Genomic DNA, 17,556 nt, shown 5'->3' with positions numbered 1-17,556 from the left:
TGCACGTGCCGGTGAAGCCGGCAAGGGCTTTGCCGTCGTTGCCCAGGAAGTGCGCGAACTGGCGCAGCGTTCGGCCAAGGCCGCCAAGGAAATCAAGGCATTGATCACCACTTCCGGCGAACATGTTCGCTCCGGCGTGGAGCTTGTCGGAGAAACCGGTCGTGCGCTTGAGGTCATCGTTTCCGAGGTGCAGGAAATCAACCGCCACATTCATGCGATCGTCGAATCGTCGCGCGAACAATCGGTTGGACTTCAGGAAATCAACACCGCCGTTAACACCATGGATCAGGGCACGCAGCAGAACGCAGCCATGGTCGAGCAGTCGACAGCGGCCAGCCACAGCCTTGCAAAGGAAGCGGCATCGTTAAACCAGTTGCTGTCACGCTTCAAGCTTGGTGACGCCGCGGTAGCGGGCCGCACAATGCCATCAGCACCAGGGGCAGCGGCACCTGTCAGATCGGCGTCAGCCGCTTCAAAGCCAGCACCGTCTCCGGCCCGCGCGCTGAGCCAGAAGATTGCTGGCGCCTTCGGGGGCAGCTCGGCGGCGGCGGTTGCGCAGAACACCTGGGAAGAATTCTGATCCATCCCGGCCAGAAATCGACTTTGCGGGCGCCTCTGGCGCCCGCACCATTAGGGACATCAGTTCCAGAACGGTCTTGCGATCAGCTCCGTACCTAAAGCCAGCAGGCACATCAGGAACCATCGTCTGAATCTCGCCGGGCTGACGAACTGGCGGACCCATTGGCCAAGCCACATACCAAGGAGCGCTGGCACTATGGCGAGTGTCGAAAGCCCCAGATCGTGGATCTGCAGGGCGGCCTGGGACGCCAGACCGAGCGCGAGAGCCACGGTTGAAACCGTAAATGAAAGACCGAGCGCCTGCACCAGCATATCGCGATCAAACCCCATCGACTGGATATAGGGAACGGCTGGCATCACGAAGACGCCGGTGGCACCGGTGAGAAGCCCGGTCACGAGACCGATCAGCGGCGATAGAAACCTCATCAAGTGCAGGGGCAGGACAAGTGGCCGCGCCATCAGGCTGTAGGCGGCATAGATGAAAAGTGCCGCGCCAAGCGCCGACGTCGTCCAACCAGCCGCCCCACCCGTCAGCAGCTGAATGCCGATTTGTGCTCCGACAACGATAGCGGCCATCATCGGCCAGAGCCGGAGCAGAATTCCGCGAAAATCCGGACCGGCACAAAGTTGCCAGATATTTGTCACGAAGGATGGCAGAAGCAACAGGCCCGCCGCTGCAATGGGCGGCATGAAAAGGCCGAGCAGACCCATGGCCACGGTCGGCAGACCCATGCCGGTCACGCCCTTGACTACACCCGCCAGAACGAAAGTCATGGTAATTGCCGCCAGAAAACCAATATCGATATTCGTCATAAAATCCGTCCCGTCGCTGTGTTCCACCCTGTTTTACGTCGGCAGATTTTCCAATGTTACGGCGACGGGCGAAACATTCGCGACGCAATCGCTGCTAACGGCAACGCGCCTCAAAAACCCTCTCCAGACATCTCATCTCGATCAATTTCAGTACCATTCGCCCGCAACTTCGTGCTATGCGATTATCATTCAGATGTGAAAGTTCAATTCATGGCCAAAACGCTTACCATCGCTGATCTCAAATTGCGTGCCCAGCGCCGCGTGCCCAAAATGTTCTTCGATTACGCCGATAGCGGTGCCTGGACCGAGAGCACATATCGCGCCAATGAAGACGATTTTTCCAAGATAAAATTGCGCCAGCGGGTGCTGGTAGACATGACCGACAGGTCGCTTGCTACTGAGATGATCGGTGAGAAGGTGTCGATGCCGGTTGCATTGTCGCCGACCGGGCTCACCGGTATGCAGCACGCCGATGGTGAGATGCTGGCCGCGAAGGCCGCAGAAGAATTTGGCGTGCCTTTTACGCTCTCCACCATGAGCATCTGCTCCATCGAAGACGTCGCCTCGGTGACCTCCCGGCCCTTCTGGTTCCAGCTTTACGTGATGAAGGACCGCGATTTCGTCAACAATCTGATCGACCGCGCCAAGGCTGCCGGATGCTCCGCTCTGGTACTGACGCTTGATCTCCAGATTCTCGGGCAGCGCCACAAGGATTTGCGCAACGGCCTGTCTGCACCACCGAAATTTACGCCAAAACATATCTGGCAGATGGCGACGAGGCCGCAATGGTGCCTGGATATGTTGCGGACGAAGCGCCGCAGCTTCGGCAACATTGTCGGCCACGCCAAGAACGTGTCGGACCTCTCGTCGCTCTCATCCTGGACCGCCGAACAGTTCGACCCGCGCCTTTCCTGGAAAGATGTGGAGTGGATCAAGGAGCGCTGGGGCGGCAAACTCATCCTGAAGGGTATTCTCGATGAGGAAGACGCAATTGCTGCGGCCAACACCGGTGCGGATGCAATCATCGTATCCAACCACGGCGGTCGTCAGCTGGACGGCGCGCTTTCATCCATCGCAATCCTGCCCAAGATCGTCGATGCCGTCGGCGACAAGATCGAAGTCCATATGGATGGCGGCATTCGCTCCGGACAAGACGTCCTCAAAGCCATCGCCATTGGCGCCAAAGGCACCTACATCGGACGTCCCTTCCTCTATGGCCTCGGCGCAGACGGAAAGAATGGCGTCACGACGGCGCTGGAGATTATCCGCAAGGAAATGGACATCACCATGGCTCTGTGCGGCAAGCGTCTTCTGACCGATGTGGATCGCAGCATCCTGGTTCAGTGACGGTCACTTGCCCTTTTTGGCACCGCGCGAGATCGATCCAGCCCTCACAATCCTGTGAGATCGGCGCATGGAAACTGGCCTCGCGTTTTGCCGTCAGGGCAGTGATGTGGGCCCCTCACCGGTGTCGTCATGGCGATAGCCAAGTGCAGGCCGCCCTCTCTTTTTCAGGCAGGAAATCGCTGAACGCAGATGGTCGAAACCCCTTGTGAACAAGGTGGTTTCGGCTGAAAGCCAGCCCTTTTCCGGCGCGAGAGAGGGCGCGGATCTGCGCCCTTATTGCATCAGTCCCTTCATCAGGAGCCGCACGGGGCGTCCGTTTCTTTTCAAGAAATTTACCCGCCACCAATGGGGGTCGATTTTCATACTTAATTAAGGATGAAAGCGGTCTTTAAAGTTTGAGTGGTTTTGTTGCCTGAAAGTTTCAGTAGTTTTGGCAACGGCGAATGGACGGACAAGGGGTGAATTTATGTTGAGAACGATCAGACGAGGTATGACCGGAGCGCATTTTCTGGCTGCGGCATTCTTCTGCGCGATCCTCTCGTTCGACGCCGCCGAGGCGCAGGCGGGCTACGCACATTTCGTAATGGATGCAAATACGGGCAAGGTCCTTGCTGCCGAGAATGCAGACACGAAGAACTACCCCGCATCGCTGACGAAAATGATGACGCTCTATCTGACCTTCGAGGCTTTGCATGACGGACGCCTGACATGGAACCAGCGCGTGACGATGTCCAGACGCGCGGCAGCGGTGATCCCCTCCAAGCTATGGGTAAAAGCCGGCACGACTTTTACGGTTCGCGAAGCGGTTTACGGCATGATCGTCAAGTCGGCCAATGACATGGCGGAAGGCATGGGCGACCATCTTGGCGGCTCCCAGGCGAAATTTGCTCAGATGATGACGCGCAAGGCCCGCCACCTGGGCATGACCAGCACGGTCTTTAGAAATGCATCTGGCCTGCCAAACAAGGCGCAGGTTACCACGGCGCGTGACATGGCCAAACTCGGTCTTGCGCTTCAGCGCGACTTTCCCGAGGAATACAAACTCTTTGCCACGCGGTCCTTCAAGTTTCGTGGCAAGACGATCAACGGTCACAACAGGCTGTTGAGCCGCTATCAGGGCGTCGATGGCATCAAGACAGGTTACACCAACGCATCCGGCTTCAATCTTGTCAGCGCCGTCAATCACAATGGCCGCAGCGTTGTCAGTGTCGTGCTGGGTGGCAGGACATCCCGAAGCCGCGATAACCAGATGGTATCCCTCCTCGACCGGACCTTGCCCAAGGCATCCAGAGGGAATGAGAGCCGACAGTTGATTGCAAGTGCTAGCACGAGCCGTACCTTTGACGTGAAGCCCGCAAGCGTACCCCTGCCCATGTTTGCACAGCGGAAAGACCCGGTGGCCATGCAGATCGCCTCCGCCTCCCCCGCACCCGTCATTCCCGACATGATCAAGACATCAGCGGTTCGCGCAACCAACTCTGAACGCAGCACCTGGGAAGTGCAGATTGCCGCAGCCGACAGTCAGGCCGCCGCTCTCTCGCTGCTTCGCAATGCCCGCCCGACGATTTCTTCCGATTACTCCGGCATCGCGCCCTATACGGAAGCAGTGAAAAGCGGATCCGCCACGCTTTACCGCGCCCGCTTTACGGGCTTCGACAGCCAGGCGGCCGCCCTTTCCGCATGCAAGGATCTGAAGGCGAATTCCTATTCCTGCGTGGTCATGTCAAGCGAAGGCTAGCCCAGCCAGCCGCTGGCGATGGCCTTGCCCAGACGCGGCATTCCGTTGGCGCGCGCCAGATCTCCCATGGCGGCACTGTCATAGCGAACCTGCCGAAACGAGACCTGCCAGCCATGCGGCGTGTCTTCCAGAACGGCATAGCTTGCCAGCGGATGGCCGGCTTCAACCTGATGGTAGAAAGGTTCATCATCCTTCCAGCCCGGACAGCCGACACTGCCGGGATTGACGATCAGACGGCCGTCGGACAGTTGCACGGTGCGGGCGATGTGCGTATGGCCACATAGCATCAGCGGCTGCTTGATATCGGCAGCAAATGCCTCGATTTGCGGCAAGGGACGCAGATGAAGAAACCCGTCCGGATGAAGCGTCTCCAGCCAGTAATCCAGATCGTCCCTTGGCGAGCCATGGCAACAATAGGCGACATCCTTGAAGACGAGTTCGAAGGGCAGCGCCTGTAGCCAGCTGAAATGATCGGACGACAGCTGCATATGCGCAGGCCGCTCCCAGTCTCCCATCATCTCAAAAGTCCGGTCGATCAGGGCACGGTCGTGATTGCCGCGCACGGTGGCGATATCTCGCGAAACAAGTATGTCGGCGGTGCGACCCGCTTCCAGCGGACCGCTGAAGCAATCTCCCAGATTGACGATATCTGCTATGCCGAGTGTCTCGATATCTTTCAGAACGGCTTCAAGTGCCGCATGATTTCCGTGAATGTCGGCGATGGCGGCAAAAATCATGCGCTCAGCTTCCGCGATAGGTGGAGTAGCTATAGGGCGAGAGAAGCAGCGGAACGTGGTAATGCCCCTGCTCGTCGGCTATGCCGAAACGGATGGGGATGATATCGAGAAAGGCGGGCTCCGGCAGAACGAGGCCCTTAATTCTCAAGTAATCTCCGGCGTGGAACACGAGTTCATACTGACCCGCCTTGAAGTCCTCACCAATCAGCAACGGCCCGCCATCGACGCGGCCATCGCTGTTGGTTTCGACCGATTTCAGCTTTTCACGATGATCCCCGTCAAGGCGGTAAAGATCGATCTTCAACCCCTGCGCGGGTGTACCGTGTGCGGCATCGAGAACATGGGTGGTAAGGCCGGTCATGGATTGGGCTCCGCGATGAGATAAGGCTGCACGAAAAAGAACTCCTCGAGATTGTTGCCCGGTCCGTCACGATCCACCACCAGAAAATCGCTTATGGAACCAACCGCCATCAGCGGGTGGTGCCAGACATTTCGACGGTAGTTCACGCCCTGATCGGCACGCGCCAGAAACACAAGGGGCTTGCCCGGCGCGCCATCCCGGTCTTCGGCCACCACCACAAGAAACGGGTTGCCGGACAGCGGCGTAAAACTCTGGCTGCCGAGCGGATGCCGCTCCATCATGTCCACGGCATAGGGGAAAGACCGCGGCTTGCCCCTGAACTTGTTAAGAACGATGCGGGCTTCCTCCCCCGTCGCCTCTGCTGTTGCCAGCGCGTGAAACCGCTCCGTATTGCCGCCATTGATCATCCGCAAACTGGTCGGATCGTCTTCCAGAACATCACCGAATGGCGTAAATGCATCCTTGGTCAAAGGCAGTATTTCAAGAAATTCAGTCAAGGTTCATTCACTTTCGGCATTGCCATTACAGGCATTACGGCAACATCGCGGATAGTCGCAGCCAGGCAATCTTTTCCACCTGCTCGGTTGCCGTTGCAAATTCATCGTCTACACCGTGGTCGATGCGGGTTTCGAAAGCGCGCAGGATATCGTCCTTCGTCAAACCTTTGACGGCAATGATGAAGGGAAACCCGTTCTTCTCGACATAGGTGGCATTCAAATCGGTAAACCGCGCGTGCTCTTGCGGCGACAGACGGTCGAGACCTGCGCCCGCCTGTTCGCTGCGGCTCTCCTGCGTCAGTTTCCCGGCGATTGCGAGCTTACCGGCAAGATCGGGATGGGCGCGCAAAACGCCCAGCCTTTCTTCATGCGAGGCAGCCCGGAACTGTTTGCACAGAGCCGCATGAACACTTTCCGCCGTCAGCGGTTCATGCAGTTCGCCCGCATCATAGGCGCGCTCTGCGATAAAGGAGGAATGTTCGAACACACCGCCGAATCGGTTCACGAATTCTGTCCGGTCCAGCATCAGAACGTCTCCGGCTTATGGTGTTCGTGCCAGTGCCGGGCAATGTCCACGCGCTGCGGTATCCAGACCTTCTCATGGCCAAGGACATATTCGATGAACCGCCGGAGCGCTGCCGCGCGCCCGGGGCGCCCCACCAGACGGCAATGGAGACCGACGCTCAACATCTTGGCCGATCCCTCGCGCCCCTCTTCATACAACACGTCGAAGGCGTCTTTGAGATAGGTGAAGAACTGGTCGCCTGAATTGAAGCCCTGCGGCGTGGCGAAACGCATGTCGTTCGTTTCCAGCGTATAGGGTATGATCAGGAACGGCTCATCCTTCACGCCCTTTACCCAATAGGGCAAATCATCCGCATAGGAATCGGACGAGTAGAGGAAGCCGCCTTCCTCCATGACGAGCCGGAGCGTGTTGTCCGAGGGCTTGCCCTGATACATGCCGTAGGGCCGCTCACCCGTCAGCTCGGTATGCAGGCGCACCGCTTCCAGCACATGGCGGCGCTCATCTTCCTCAGTAAAATCCTTGTATTCCAGCCAGCGATAGCCGTGGCTGGCAATTTCCCAGCCCGCTTCCTTCATCGCAGCAACCGCTTCCGGATTGCGCGCCATGGCAGACGTGACGCCATAAACCGTCGTCGTCACGCCAAGGCTGGTGAACATGCGCCACAGCCGCCAGAAGCCCGCACGCGATCCGTATTCATAGATCGATTCCATGTTCAGGTTGCGTTGTCCCGGCCATGGCTGCGCCCCGACAATCTCGGACAAAAGCGATTCTGACGCCTTGTCACTATCGAGAATGCAGCTTTCGCCGCCCTCTTCGTAATTGATGACGAATTGCACCGCTATTCGCGCTCCGCCCGGCCATTTCGGATCAGGAGTGTTGCGACCGTAGCCTATGAGGTTGCGGGGATAGTCAGCGGAAATCATCAAATCACCTTCACGAGAATTTCGTGAACGGTAGCATCGCAAACCGGAATGTCGAGTGCCTTTCTAGGCAATCCGTCTGGCAGAAACACGTCCCATGGGATGCAGGGAGTGCACGCGGAACGGAGCACCCGGCTCGTCTTCCACAAAGAGCGCGAGATTGGCAAACTCGATCTGCCGTTCCAGCAAGGGTTCGAACACACCGCGAATGGCCCGTTCCACCCTTGCGCAATCGCCGGGCATGACGCCGCCCGTCAGCAGCATCTGGAACCGGAACTCATCCATCACGTAGGGGTGCCCCCAGCGATGAAGATTCGTCAACTGCGTTGCGGATAACCGGTCTGGATCGGCGCGGTCTATATCGGCGTCCGACAGGGGGGCGCGGTAGTGATCGAACTCCTGCACCACGCTTGCGGCCAGGAAATTCAGCGTTTCCGATGGCCATGACGGAACGAGGCCATAGACATTGCCCAGCTTGGCAATCTCCAGCGGCGGCAGAGAAAAAGGTTGATGGGTGCCTGCAAAATGCATCAGGCCGCGCAACAACGAAGCTTCACTCACATCCTCCATCAGCCTGAAGGGTGCCTTGATCGCTCCGTGAAATCCATATCGGCGCGGCAGCGCGGTATGGTAGGAAATCTCCTGCATTCCGAGGCTGGTCACGGCAGGCGGCTCTACGCTAAGCCCGGAATAGACATCACGGCCAAGCCAGGCCGCCGCCACATGCGTCAGCGGATCGTTGGGCGAAGGCGTAAAATGAATGGCATACCGCATATGTCGTCACCTCGCCGTGTTCAACGGATCTCAACAGCACCACTGCATAAGCCAAGCTGTTAGGTGATTTGCGTGACAGATTAACGACGCGTAAAAGATGTGGTGTCAAATCTTTCGGTTGAAGACGCCAATGTGCTCTTCGAGCGAGAAACTGTCCGGCACCCGCATCGGCCTGCCGCACATGGCGTCGATTGCCGCATCGGCAAGACGGTGGGCAAGGCCGAAACTCACCTTGAACCCTCCCGTCAGCGCAATCAGACGAGCGTGCCGGGGATGGACGCCGACCATGGGATCGCGACCGATTGCCTTGGGGCGCAGTCCCGCCCAGCGCTCAACCACCGCAGCACCCGACAAGGCCGGAACGATTTCCCGGGCCTTTTCGATCAGCATCTCCAGCCGTTCATCGGTCGAGAAGGGGTTTTCGAATTCCTCCTCGCTGGTGCTGCCAATGGCGACACGACCGTCTTCATGCGGCACCACATAAAGGCCGTTGAGAAAGACCACCGGCATTGCCGGATCGGCCTTCGCATCCAGCAAGGCCGCCTGCCCTTTGACGGGCTGGCCGAGTAGTCCGCTTTCAGGAAGGCCAAGCGCAGTCTGAAGAAGAGGAAAGGAGCTATGGCCTGCCGAGACCATGCAATGGCTGAAACTGATGCGCTCTCCCCCGGTCAGAGTGGCCATACCCTCAGGATCAAGAGCCGCAACGGCGCAGTTCTCGACCAGACGCACGTGTTTGCAGCGTTCGACATAGGCTTTCAGAACAGCAATGAAAGCGCGGGGAGATACCTTTGCCGCAAATGTATCATGGACAAAACCCGCCTCGCCTGCGGTCTCGGCCACCCAGCCGCTGACAGGAGCATTTTCCAGCAGATGCCAGTAGAACTGTCGTTCATCAGCGTGCCAGTTGGAAAGCGCGTCCTGCTGGTGCCGCTCTGCGATGGTTCGCAAATGTGGCTTTGGCAAAGGGATGATGCGGCCACACCGTCTGTAACCCGCGCTAAGGCCTGTATCGGCCTCCACCGCGGCAATATCCGCTTCGAGGCTCAGAAGTGCATCAAACTGAAACTGCTTCTTGTCCGACCAGCGGTCCGGCATATGCGGCATCAACGCACCCAGCAGCCCGCCACTGGCACCGCTGCCGATGCGGCCAGCATCGACAAGCAAGGTCTCGATACCCAGACGATCTGCCTTGACCGCCGCCCACAGCCCCATGATGCCGCCGCCGACGATCAACAAAGACACGCTGGATGGCAAAGGTGATTGACCTGTTTGATTGGGCAGACTATCGGCTTTGACCATGACACACCCCGATAATCGTGGGCCGGAACGAGCCGGTTCAAACATGCTGGATTGGCGAGAGGGCGATATGCCCTATTCGCTGGCCTTTGGCGACCATTTTTATTGCCAGACCGACGGCAGGCAGGAATGCAGCCATGTTTCGCTGTCCGGCAACGGCTTGCCGGAACGCTGGAAAACGGCACAGGGCACGTTCCGCATTGGCGAGCTTGGCTTTGGAACGGCGTTGAACCTGTGCGAAACCTGGCGACAGTGGAAGCTGTCACGGCCCGCCGGTGCGCAGCTGCATTTCGTATCCTTCGAGCTTTACCCGATGACGGCACGCGAGTTGAACCGCGCACTGTCTCATTGGCCGCAACTTGATGCCGAGCGGCAGGCCTTCGTTGCGCAATGGCCTTCAGATCCGGAAGGTTGGATTGACATCAAGCTTGATGAGCAGACGCGTCTGACCGTCTTTTGCGGAGATGCCATGCAAGGCATCATCGAGACTTCGAATACATTCGACGCGTGGTATCTCGACGGATTTGCACCATCCAAGAACCCGGACATGTGGTCGCTGGACATCATGTCGGCGGTGTTTGAGAAGACCGCCCCCGGTGGCACCTTCGCAACATTTGCAGCGGCTGGATTCGTGCGGCGCAATCTGGGCAGCGCCGGCTTCAACGTTGAGCGCAGACCCGGCTTTGCGGGAAAACGCGAGATGCTCTGCGGTACGAAACCCGCATAATCCTCCCAAACAAAAACGCCCGGATTTTCATCCGGGCGCTCATATTCAAAAGATCAGCCTAATCAGCCGCGCTTGCGACCGCGACCGGCATTGCCAGCGGGACGACCCTGACCGGCGGGCGCAAAGGAGCCAGCCTTGCGGGCAGGACGGCCCTGACCACCACGGTGGTTGCGATTGCCAGCAGGCTTGCCTGCAACGGCATCAGCCTTGGGACGCTTGAAGTCGGACGTCACTTCCAGATCGTTGTCGTGCTCGACAGGTGCGAACTCACCGGCACGCTGGCCGCGGAAATCACCATTGCGTCGGCCGCCATCACGTGGTGCGCCTTCGCGGTGCGTGCGCGCTGGACGATCGCCATGGGCACGTTCGCCGCCCTGGCGACGTGGACCGCTCGGAGCGCCGCGATTGGCACCACGATTGTTGTTGTTGCCGCGAGAGGGGCTGGCAAGTCCTTCCGGACGTTCGCCTGACAGGACCGGAATCTCGATCTTCATCAGCTTTTCGATGTCATGCAGCAGACGGGTTTCGTCCGGTGCGCAGAACGCAATGGCGATACCGTCACGGCCCGCACGGGCGGTACGACCGATACGGTGAACGTAAGCGTCGGCAACTTCCGGCAGGTCATAGTTGAAGACGTGGGTCACGGCTGGAATATCGATGCCACGGGCAGCAACATCGGTTGCGACCAGAACCTTGACTTCGCCGTCCTTGAAACCCTTGAGCGCGCGCTCACGCTGGCCCTGGCTCTTGTTGCCATGGATCGACGCGACCTTGAAGCCGATATGCTCCAGATGCTTGGACAGCTTTTCAGCGCCATGCTTGGTGCGCAGGAACACAATGGCGCGACCATCGGGGTTCTCGTTCAGCGACTTCTTGAGAAGCTCTGTCTTGTCGTTCTTGCCCGCAACGAAGTGAACATACTGCTCAACCTTGTCGGCGGCCTTGCCCGGAGGCGTGACCTGAACCGTGACAGGGTTGGTCAGATAGCTTCCGGCAAGATCAGCAATAGCCTTCGGCATGGTGGCCGAAAACAGCAATGTCTGACGACCGGCAGGAACCATCTTGGAAATCTTGCGCAGGTCATGAATGAAGCCGAGATCCAGCATCTGGTCGGCTTCGTCCAGTACCAGATAGGTCACCTTGGACAGCGAAATAGCATTGCGGGAAATAAGATCGAGCAGACGGCCAGGTGTGGCAACCAGAATATCGGTTCCCTTTTCCAGCTGCAGCTGCTGCTTGTTGATCGAAGCGCCGCCAACAACCTGATTGATCTTCAGATGGGTCTTGCGAACGAAGCCGCGAAGGCTTTCGCCAATCTGGTTCACCAGCTCGCGAGTGGGAGCAAGAATGAGTGTGCGTGTGGTTCTGTTGGCAGGACGATCAGGCTGCTTGAGCAGCATTTCGATGATCGGCAGGCCGAATGCGGCAGTCTTGCCGGTTCCGGTCTGTGCCAGACCAATGATGTCGCGACCCTCCAGAAGCAGCGGGATCGCTTTTTCCTGAATGGGAGTCGGTGTGGTGTAACCAAGCTGGGTGACGCCGGCCACGATTTTTTCGGATAGGCCGAGTTCGTTAAAACTGGTCAATAGTATGCCTTTCGGGGCGCCAAAACGCTTGCATCCGGATCAGCCCTGCTGTCCGGTTGTCTTGGCGTCAAGAACCCCGCGTGAATTGGGAACTTGTGGGTTGGAATGACTTTCTGCGCTAAAGGGCGGCGTGTTTGCCGTCTCCTGTATGAATGCGCTTTTCCTTCATGCGTCTTTATTAATTCGTTGACGCTGCAGCTCACGCGGCCGCCGAAAGTGAAAGCTTGAGGGGGATTTGGTCTTTTTATCCGCGAAAGTCAAGCAATTGTTTTCAAGATGGAGATGGGAAGTCCCCAACGACGCGCCGGTCAAGCAGCAGAAATCTCTCTAAAACATAAAGAACTGATGGAAATCTATAGTTAACATTTGACCAATAATGCTGTCGGACGCATAGCCAAATCAATCAAGGTACAATAGCTTACAGCCACAGGTTCAGTTCGCGGTTGGCACTGATTCTGTCAGGTGTCATGGATGGTTACGGAGAATGTCTTGATTGGAGGGGGGTTGCTTGAAAGAGCATGCGAAGGCGTCAAGGCGCTGCCACTTCCCGCCTGCATCAAGGACAGTCAGCTTCGCTATGTCTGCGTCAACGCCGCCTACGCATGTTTCAACGGCCGCTCCGTCAGTGACTTTGTCGACAAGACCACGCAGGGCCTCTTCGGCGAAACCAGGGACGTTGACCGGAATGAGAAGGAGCGGCGCTGCCTCGTCTTTTCAACGGAAGAGGTGACGTCCTGCAGCGGACAGCAAGCCGAAGACGTCCACTCGATGAAGTGCGAAAGATTTGAGACGGAAGACGGAAATCTGTTCCTCTTCGAAGTCTTCGAGACGGTGCCCTCTGTGAAATCCGAGTTTTCGGCTGCCCAGATCGAGCTTCTCACCGGCGGAAATGTTCTCGACCTTCTCGATGTGGCCATCGCGGTTTACGACGTCGAAGATCGCCTGCTTTACGCCAATACGCGCTTGCAGAGCCTCTATGCCCAACTCGACCTCGATTGGCGTGGAACGCTCACATTGCGCTCCGTCGTGACCTCCTTTTACGAGCACTATGTGGGTACCGGGGCTGCCGATAGCGTAGCTGAGGCTGAAAAGAACGCCTGGGTCGATGCCAAGGTGGACGAGACCCGCCAGGCCTATTCCGAATTCACCCAGAGGGTGAGCGACGGACGATGGATACGGTTCATCAACAGGCGCCTTGAGAACGGATTGCTGATCGCTCTTCGCATCGACATCAGCAACGTCAAGACCCAGGAAAATCTGATCGAACAGCATAAGCGGGAAACCTGGCTTTTCCGCGAGGCGCTCGAGCGGCTGCCTGTTGCCGCCTTCCTTCTGGATAGCGAGCGGCGGCTGACCTACGCAAATGCGGCATATGAAGCGCTGTGGGGAGAGCCGCGCGAAAATTATTACGGGCTGACGGAAAGCGAATTGTTCGTTCACGAGGGCGAGCGTTTCAGGCTGGCAAATACCCGCGTACTGGAGACGGGCGAGGAATTTCAGAAGACGGAACAGATTGTCCGAAACGATAACACCCCTGTTCCAACGCTGATCAGGGTAGGACGAATTCAAACACCGGACAATGAGCGATATCTTGTCGGATCCATGACCGATACCACGCCCCTGGAGGAGGGGCGTCGGGAGCTTCTGGCGGCCAGAAACGAGGCGGAACGCCTTCATGCCGAAGTCGAATCCATTTTGCAGACGCTGCCCGTGGGTGTGATGCTGCTGGGACCCGACCTGACGATCGAATATGCAAACAGCTGTTTTTACGATCTTTGGGAGGTTGAGGAAGAGGTCGATCTCATCGGCCAGCCCTATCGCCGCTACCTCCAGCTTGGCTACGAATCCGGCAAGTACGAGTTCGGAGACATGACGTTCGAAGACGCCTATCGCGATCGCATCGAACGGTTGAGCAAGATCGATGGCAATACCTCGCGCGAAGTCGCCAGCAAGGCCGGTCGCTACACCATCCTGTCGGAACGACGGGTGGCGGGAAACAAGATCCTCATCACTTTTGCAGATTGCACAGCCATCCGCGCTCGCGACAAGGAAATCAGTGCCGCAAGGCAGGAGTTGCAGCGCGTCGGCGAATATATGCAGGATGCGACCCGGGTCATGGCCCAGGGGCTGGCGCTGGTTCAGGATGGCAAGATCATCCTGTCCAATGATGCCCTTTCCTCCATGTTCGACGTTCCGCCTGACATGCTCGCTCCCGGAAAGAGCTGGCTCCCACTCTTCGCTCATTGCGCGGACCGTGGCGATTTCGGCAATCATGAGGACGCCGCTGCCCAGCGGACGAAATGGCTTCAAAACATTTCCGCCTCAAAACCATTCTCGTCCCTTGTCCATGTCGGTGGCAAACGCTGGCTCAATCTTGAATCGACCATGGGTGCTGGCAATTACTGGCTGGTCATCGCGACAGATGTCACGGATCTGAAGCAGCGAGAGGCCGAGCTTGAGGGTCTTCTCGCGCGAGCCGAGGCTGCGGACCGTGCAAAATCCGAATTTCTTGCCAATATGAGCCATGAGATCAGGACGCCGATGAATGGCGTTCTGGGCATGGCGGAATTGCTGGCCAAATCCGCACTCGACACGCGCCAGAGAACCTTTACCGATGTCATCGTCAAATCCGGCAATGCCCTTTTGACCATCATCAACGATATCCTCGATTTCTCAAAAATCGATGCTGGCCAGATGGTGTTGCGCTCTGCACCTTTCGATGCGGCGGAAGCCGTTGAGGACGTAGCTTCGCTCTTGTCCTCGCAGGCCCTTGAAAAGAACATAGAGCTTATCGTGCGCGTCGATCCCAAGCTGAAGACGACGGTCAGCGGCGATGCGGGACGCTTCCGCCAGATTGTCACGAATCTGATTGGCAACGCAATCAAGTTTACCGAAATCGGTCACGTCCTCATTGATCTCTCGAGTGAAACGATCAGCGAAAGCGAGCTCGTTCTCACGCTTAGGGTCGAAGACACCGGAATTGGCATCGCGCCTCACCAACTCGACCGTATTTTCGAGAAATTTAGCCAGGCGGATACGTCTTCAACCCGCAGACATGAGGGAACGGGGCTTGGACTGGCCATTACCCTGGGCCTAACGGGACTGTTCGGCGGCAAGCTGGACGTTGAAAGCAAGGTGGGACAGGGCTCCATCTTCACCGTGGCCCTGCCATTACGCGCCGCCAGCAACCGTCCGGACCAGGCCGTGACGCCGATCGATACGAAGAAAGTCAGTGTCCTCGTCATTGATGACAATGTCGTCAACCGGCAAATCCTGACCGAGCAGCTCGATGGCTGGGGCGTCGACAGCTATGCCGCCGAAAGCGGACCAAGCGGTCTGGCAATCCTCGAAGAGGCAGCCGCCATCGGTTTCGAAATCGATGCCGTCATTCTGGATTACCACATGCCCGATATGGACGGCATGGAGGTGGCGAGACGGCTGCGTGACAATCCGCGCCTCAAAGATCTGGCCATCATATTCCTTACGTCGATGGATGCGGTCAGCTACAGCGCCTCGCGAGGCCCGGATTTCGATGCCCATCTTATGAAACCGGTGCGGGCGCGGCTGTTGCGAAAGACATTGGCCGATGTCGTTCGGACCGCGCGCGCAAAACGTGCTCTCCAGAGGCAAGCCGAGCCGGCCAGAGAGGCTCAGCCACAGCCGAACCCGCAAACAAACGCTCCGGCAGCAACCGTCAAACATATGACGACGAGTTTTGCCCGGCCGGAAAAGGATTACGTCGGAAGCAGGCGGCTGGACGTGTTGATCGCCGAAGACAACGATGTCAACCAGATCGTCTTCACGCAGATACTCCAGCAGACGGGGCTTACCTTCCGCATTGTTGACAATGGCAAACAGGCGGTTCAGGCTTGGCGCAGCGACAATCCGTCGATCATCCTCATGGATGTGTCCATGCCTGTAATGAATGGCCACCAGGCGACCCAGGCGATCCGCGCCGAAGAGGACGCATCTTCTGATGTCAAGCGCGTGCCCATCATCGGCGTGACCGCCCATGCGCAGGACAGCGATCGCGATCTGTGCCTTGCAGTCGGCATGGATGATTATCTTTCCAAGCCGATCAGCCCGGAATTGCTGCAAGCAAAGATAGACAAGTGGCTGACGCCGAACACGACCAGATCCGTTGAGGTCAAGTCAAACTGAAAACGCCGCATGGGTATTCCCACGCGGCGTTTCTTGGTCACAGATAAAGTCTATCAGCGGCGCTTGGCGTCCAGAGAGAACGCACCCGGTCCCGCAGCCACGAGATACAGGAAGACGAAGCAGAAGAGGATTGCTGCGTCACCGCCGTTCAGCACCGGGAAAAAGCTTTTTGGCGCATGAGCCATGAAATAGGCAAAGGCCATAAGACCGGACAGGACAAAAGCGACCGGGCGGGTGAACAGACCGATGAGAACGAGAATACCGCCAACCGTTTCAAGGATAGCAGCAACCAGCAGCATCGGCGGCAGTGAGCCTTCCATCTGCGATGCGGGGAAGCCGAACAGCTTCTGAGTTCCGTGCTCGATGAACAGCAGGGCGGTGATGATTCTCAGCGCTGCAAGCAGTTGTGGCTGAAATCGCGAAAGTTTTTCAAAAAATTGCATATGTCCTGTCCCTTAAAGGAGTCTGATGGATAATGACCGAGCCTCACCCCACCTCGATCTTTGGGGATCGGATACACATTTCAAAACCAAAGACAACACGGCGCCCAAGCACAGCTGCGTGATCGAGCCAACGAGCTACGCCCGCGAAGCCTCACCAGCTGATATCAGAGGTCCAGCACAAGCAAGGTGAGCCTTGTCACCGGCAAAGGGCAGCGGCTACGTTCAGGCCTGCATCAGCACTGCCGGCTGGGCAACCGGATTGAACTCATCGAATGAGATATCGGCGCCGGTAATGGTGGCAACCGTGTTAGCGGGGATGATATCCCAACGCTCGACACCGGTTCCAAAGGGTTCCGATGCCACCGCGATGCCTTCGCCCATATTGCGCCAGTAAAGCGTCGGTGGACGTTCATCGCTCGACCAGCGGAAGGCGTGCAGTTTTTCACCATCCGCATGAATGGCGCTGAAGCGCACGGGCTCGTTGAGACCGGCGCGCGACACGACATCGAGACACATCTGCAATGTTCTTTTCAATGCCCCTATCGGATCACGATCCAACCCGAAACCCGCAGCGATCAAGAAGATCGCCTCGCTATCGCCGTTGCCCGCGCGTGAACAATAGACTTCGTCGGGAATATACGCTTCGATGGCCCGCTTGACCTTTTCATAACCGCCGATCTGGCCGTTATGCATGAAGAGGTGCCGGCCAAAGCCGAAGGGATGGCAATTGGACATGGAGACCCCGCCTGTCGTGGCGGAGCGCACATGCGCCAGAAACATCGGTGAGCGGAGTTGATGGCACAAGGAAGTCAGGTTGCGATCGGACCATGCGGGCAGAATGCCCCGGTAGATGCCAGGCTCTCCCCTCTCCCCATACCAGCCGATGCCGCACCCGTCACCATTGACAACCGTCTTCGCCTCACGGGCCGCAAGCGATTGGGTGATCAGAGAACTCTCCGGCTCGATCAGAAGACTGTCGAGCCAGACAGGCGAGCCGGTATAGGCAAGAAATCGACACATGGGGCACCATGGCAAGGGGTTTGTGATCCGG

The 17,556-nt window shown here is 57.8% G+C and carries 16 protein-coding genes; 5 read left to right on the top strand and 11 right to left on the bottom strand.

The window, feature by feature from the left end; all coding sequences use genetic code 11:
* A partial coding sequence (locus tag ASF69_RS23485; protein WP_244475369.1) for a methyl-accepting chemotaxis protein occupies positions 1-580 on the top strand: 580 nt, incomplete at its 5' end.
* A 59-nt stretch (positions 581-639) separates the two neighbouring features.
* Here ASF69_RS23485 and ASF69_RS02585 read toward each other — a convergent pair.
* Positions 640-1,392: a sulfite exporter TauE/SafE family protein gene (locus ASF69_RS02585; RefSeq protein ID WP_062585613.1), complete on the bottom strand. Its 753-nt coding sequence runs from the start codon at positions 1,390-1,392 to the stop codon at positions 640-642.
* Between the two features lie 210 nt (positions 1,393-1,602).
* On the opposite strand from ASF69_RS02585, the gene ASF69_RS02580 reads away from it, so the two are divergent.
* Positions 1,603-2,739 carry an alpha-hydroxy acid oxidase gene (locus tag ASF69_RS02580; protein ID WP_062585016.1) on the top strand — a complete coding sequence of 379 codons (1,137 nt, stop codon included), beginning with the start codon at positions 1,603-1,605 and terminating at the stop codon, positions 2,737-2,739.
* A 466-nt stretch (positions 2,740-3,205) separates the two neighbouring features.
* Positions 3,206-4,477, top strand: a complete 1,272-nt coding sequence (locus ASF69_RS02575; protein WP_112962797.1) for a D-alanyl-D-alanine carboxypeptidase — start codon at positions 3,206-3,208, stop codon at positions 4,475-4,477.
* Here the strand turns inward: ASF69_RS02575 and ASF69_RS02570 are convergent.
* From ASF69_RS02570 to ASF69_RS02540, 7 genes are all read right to left on the bottom strand, one after another.
* Positions 4,474-5,214, bottom strand: coding sequence for a metallophosphoesterase family protein (locus tag ASF69_RS02570; protein WP_062585012.1), 741 nt, complete (start codon positions 5,212-5,214; stop codon positions 4,474-4,476). The genes ASF69_RS02575 and ASF69_RS02570 overlap by 4 nt on opposite strands.
* 4 nt (positions 5,215-5,218) lie before the next feature.
* Complete coding sequence (gene uraH / locus ASF69_RS02565) at positions 5,219-5,575, bottom strand: hydroxyisourate hydrolase (protein ID WP_062585010.1); 357 nt, start codon at positions 5,573-5,575, stop codon at positions 5,219-5,221.
* On the bottom strand, positions 5,572-6,072 hold the full coding sequence (locus ASF69_RS02560) for an ureidoglycolate lyase (protein WP_062585008.1): 501 nt from the start codon (positions 6,070-6,072) through the stop codon (positions 5,572-5,574). The genes uraH and ASF69_RS02560 overlap by 4 nt, the downstream gene beginning before the upstream one ends.
* A 34-nt stretch (positions 6,073-6,106) precedes the next feature.
* The gene (gene uraD / locus ASF69_RS02555) at positions 6,107-6,598 is read right to left on the bottom strand and encodes a 2-oxo-4-hydroxy-4-carboxy-5-ureidoimidazoline decarboxylase (protein ID WP_062585006.1); all 492 of its coding nucleotides are present in this window, start codon (positions 6,596-6,598) and stop codon (positions 6,107-6,109) included.
* Complete coding sequence (gene puuE, locus ASF69_RS02550; protein ID WP_062585004.1) at positions 6,598-7,521, bottom strand: allantoinase PuuE; 924 nt, start codon at positions 7,519-7,521, stop codon at positions 6,598-6,600. Before puuE ends, uraD begins: the two co-directional genes overlap by 1 nt.
* A 63-nt stretch (positions 7,522-7,584) precedes the next feature.
* Positions 7,585-8,292 (bottom strand): DUF1045 domain-containing protein, encoded by a 708-nt coding sequence (locus tag ASF69_RS02545; protein WP_062585003.1) that lies wholly within the window; start codon positions 8,290-8,292, stop codon positions 7,585-7,587.
* A gap of 105 nt (positions 8,293-8,397) precedes the next feature.
* The gene (locus ASF69_RS02540) at positions 8,398-9,591 is read right to left on the bottom strand and encodes an FAD-binding oxidoreductase (RefSeq protein WP_062585001.1); all 1,194 of its coding nucleotides are present in this window, start codon (positions 9,589-9,591) and stop codon (positions 8,398-8,400) included.
* On the opposite strand from ASF69_RS02540, the gene mnmD reads away from it, so the two are divergent.
* Complete coding sequence (gene mnmD, locus ASF69_RS02535) at positions 9,590-10,315, top strand: tRNA (5-methylaminomethyl-2-thiouridine)(34)-methyltransferase MnmD (RefSeq protein WP_062584999.1); 726 nt, start codon at positions 9,590-9,592, stop codon at positions 10,313-10,315. The two genes, ASF69_RS02540 and mnmD, sit on opposite strands and share 2 nt — an antisense overlap.
* 62 nt (positions 10,316-10,377) lie before the next feature.
* Here the strand turns inward: mnmD and ASF69_RS02530 are convergent, their stop codons facing one another.
* The gene (locus tag ASF69_RS02530; RefSeq protein WP_062584997.1) at positions 10,378-11,901 is read right to left on the bottom strand and encodes a DEAD/DEAH box helicase; all 1,524 of its coding nucleotides are present in this window, start codon (positions 11,899-11,901) and stop codon (positions 10,378-10,380) included.
* Between the two features lie 504 nt (positions 11,902-12,405).
* Between ASF69_RS02530 and ASF69_RS02525 the strand changes: the two genes are divergently transcribed.
* Positions 12,406-16,062, top strand: a complete 3,657-nt coding sequence (locus ASF69_RS02525) for a response regulator (RefSeq protein ID WP_348271359.1) — start codon at positions 12,406-12,408, stop codon at positions 16,060-16,062.
* Positions 16,063-16,115: 53 nt separating this feature from the next.
* Here ASF69_RS02525 and ASF69_RS02520 read toward each other — a convergent pair whose 3' ends face one another.
* Both ASF69_RS02520 and ASF69_RS02515 read right to left on the bottom strand, forming a co-directional pair.
* On the bottom strand, positions 16,116-16,505 hold the full coding sequence (locus tag ASF69_RS02520) for a DoxX family protein (protein WP_062584993.1): 390 nt from the start codon (positions 16,503-16,505) through the stop codon (positions 16,116-16,118).
* Between the two features lie 222 nt (positions 16,506-16,727).
* A complete protein-coding gene (locus ASF69_RS02515; protein ID WP_062584992.1) occupies positions 16,728-17,525 on the bottom strand; it encodes a class II glutamine amidotransferase in 798 nt (265 codons plus the stop codon).
* Positions 17,526-17,556 lie beyond the last annotated feature (31 nt).

The sequence above is a fragment of the Rhizobium sp. Leaf311 genome (assembly GCF_001423445.1).
Classification (GTDB): domain Bacteria; phylum Pseudomonadota; class Alphaproteobacteria; order Rhizobiales; family Rhizobiaceae; genus Agrobacterium.
The sequence above is the reverse complement of the archived record's forward strand: the minus strand, read 5'-3'. Positions and strand labels throughout refer to the sequence as shown.

What these genes read in the sequence shown, in the direction of transcription:
- ASF69_RS02585 (WP_062585613.1), bottom strand. Translation starts at nt 1,392, where the DNA reads ATGACGAATATCGATATTGGTTTTCTGGCGGCAATTACCATGACTTTC.
- ASF69_RS02580 (WP_062585016.1), top strand. Translation starts at nt 1,603, where the DNA reads ATGGCCAAAACGCTTACCATCGCTGATCTCAAATTGCGTGCCCAGCGC.
- ASF69_RS02575 (WP_112962797.1), top strand. Translation starts at nt 3,206, where the DNA reads ATGTTGAGAACGATCAGACGAGGTATGACCGGAGCGCATTTTCTGGCT.
- ASF69_RS02570 (WP_062585012.1), bottom strand. Translation starts at nt 5,214, where the DNA reads ATGATTTTTGCCGCCATCGCCGACATTCACGGAAATCATGCGGCACTT.
- uraH (WP_062585010.1), bottom strand. Translation starts at nt 5,575, where the DNA reads ATGACCGGCCTTACCACCCATGTTCTCGATGCCGCACACGGTACACCC.
- uraD (WP_062585006.1), bottom strand. Translation starts at nt 6,598, where the DNA reads ATGCTGGACCGGACAGAATTCGTGAACCGATTCGGCGGTGTGTTCGAA.
- puuE (WP_062585004.1), bottom strand. Translation starts at nt 7,521, where the DNA reads ATGATTTCCGCTGACTATCCCCGCAACCTCATAGGCTACGGTCGCAAC.
- ASF69_RS02545 (WP_062585003.1), bottom strand. Translation starts at nt 8,292, where the DNA reads ATGCGGTATGCCATTCATTTTACGCCTTCGCCCAACGATCCGCTGACG.
- mnmD (WP_062584999.1), top strand. Translation starts at nt 9,590, where the DNA reads ATGACACACCCCGATAATCGTGGGCCGGAACGAGCCGGTTCAAACATG.
- ASF69_RS02540 (WP_062585001.1), bottom strand. Translation starts at nt 9,591, where the DNA reads ATGGTCAAAGCCGATAGTCTGCCCAATCAAACAGGTCAATCACCTTTG.
- ASF69_RS02520 (WP_062584993.1), bottom strand. Translation starts at nt 16,505, where the DNA reads ATGCAATTTTTTGAAAAACTTTCGCGATTTCAGCCACAACTGCTTGCA.
- ASF69_RS02515 (WP_062584992.1), bottom strand. Translation starts at nt 17,525, where the DNA reads ATGTGTCGATTTCTTGCCTATACCGGCTCGCCTGTCTGGCTCGACAGT.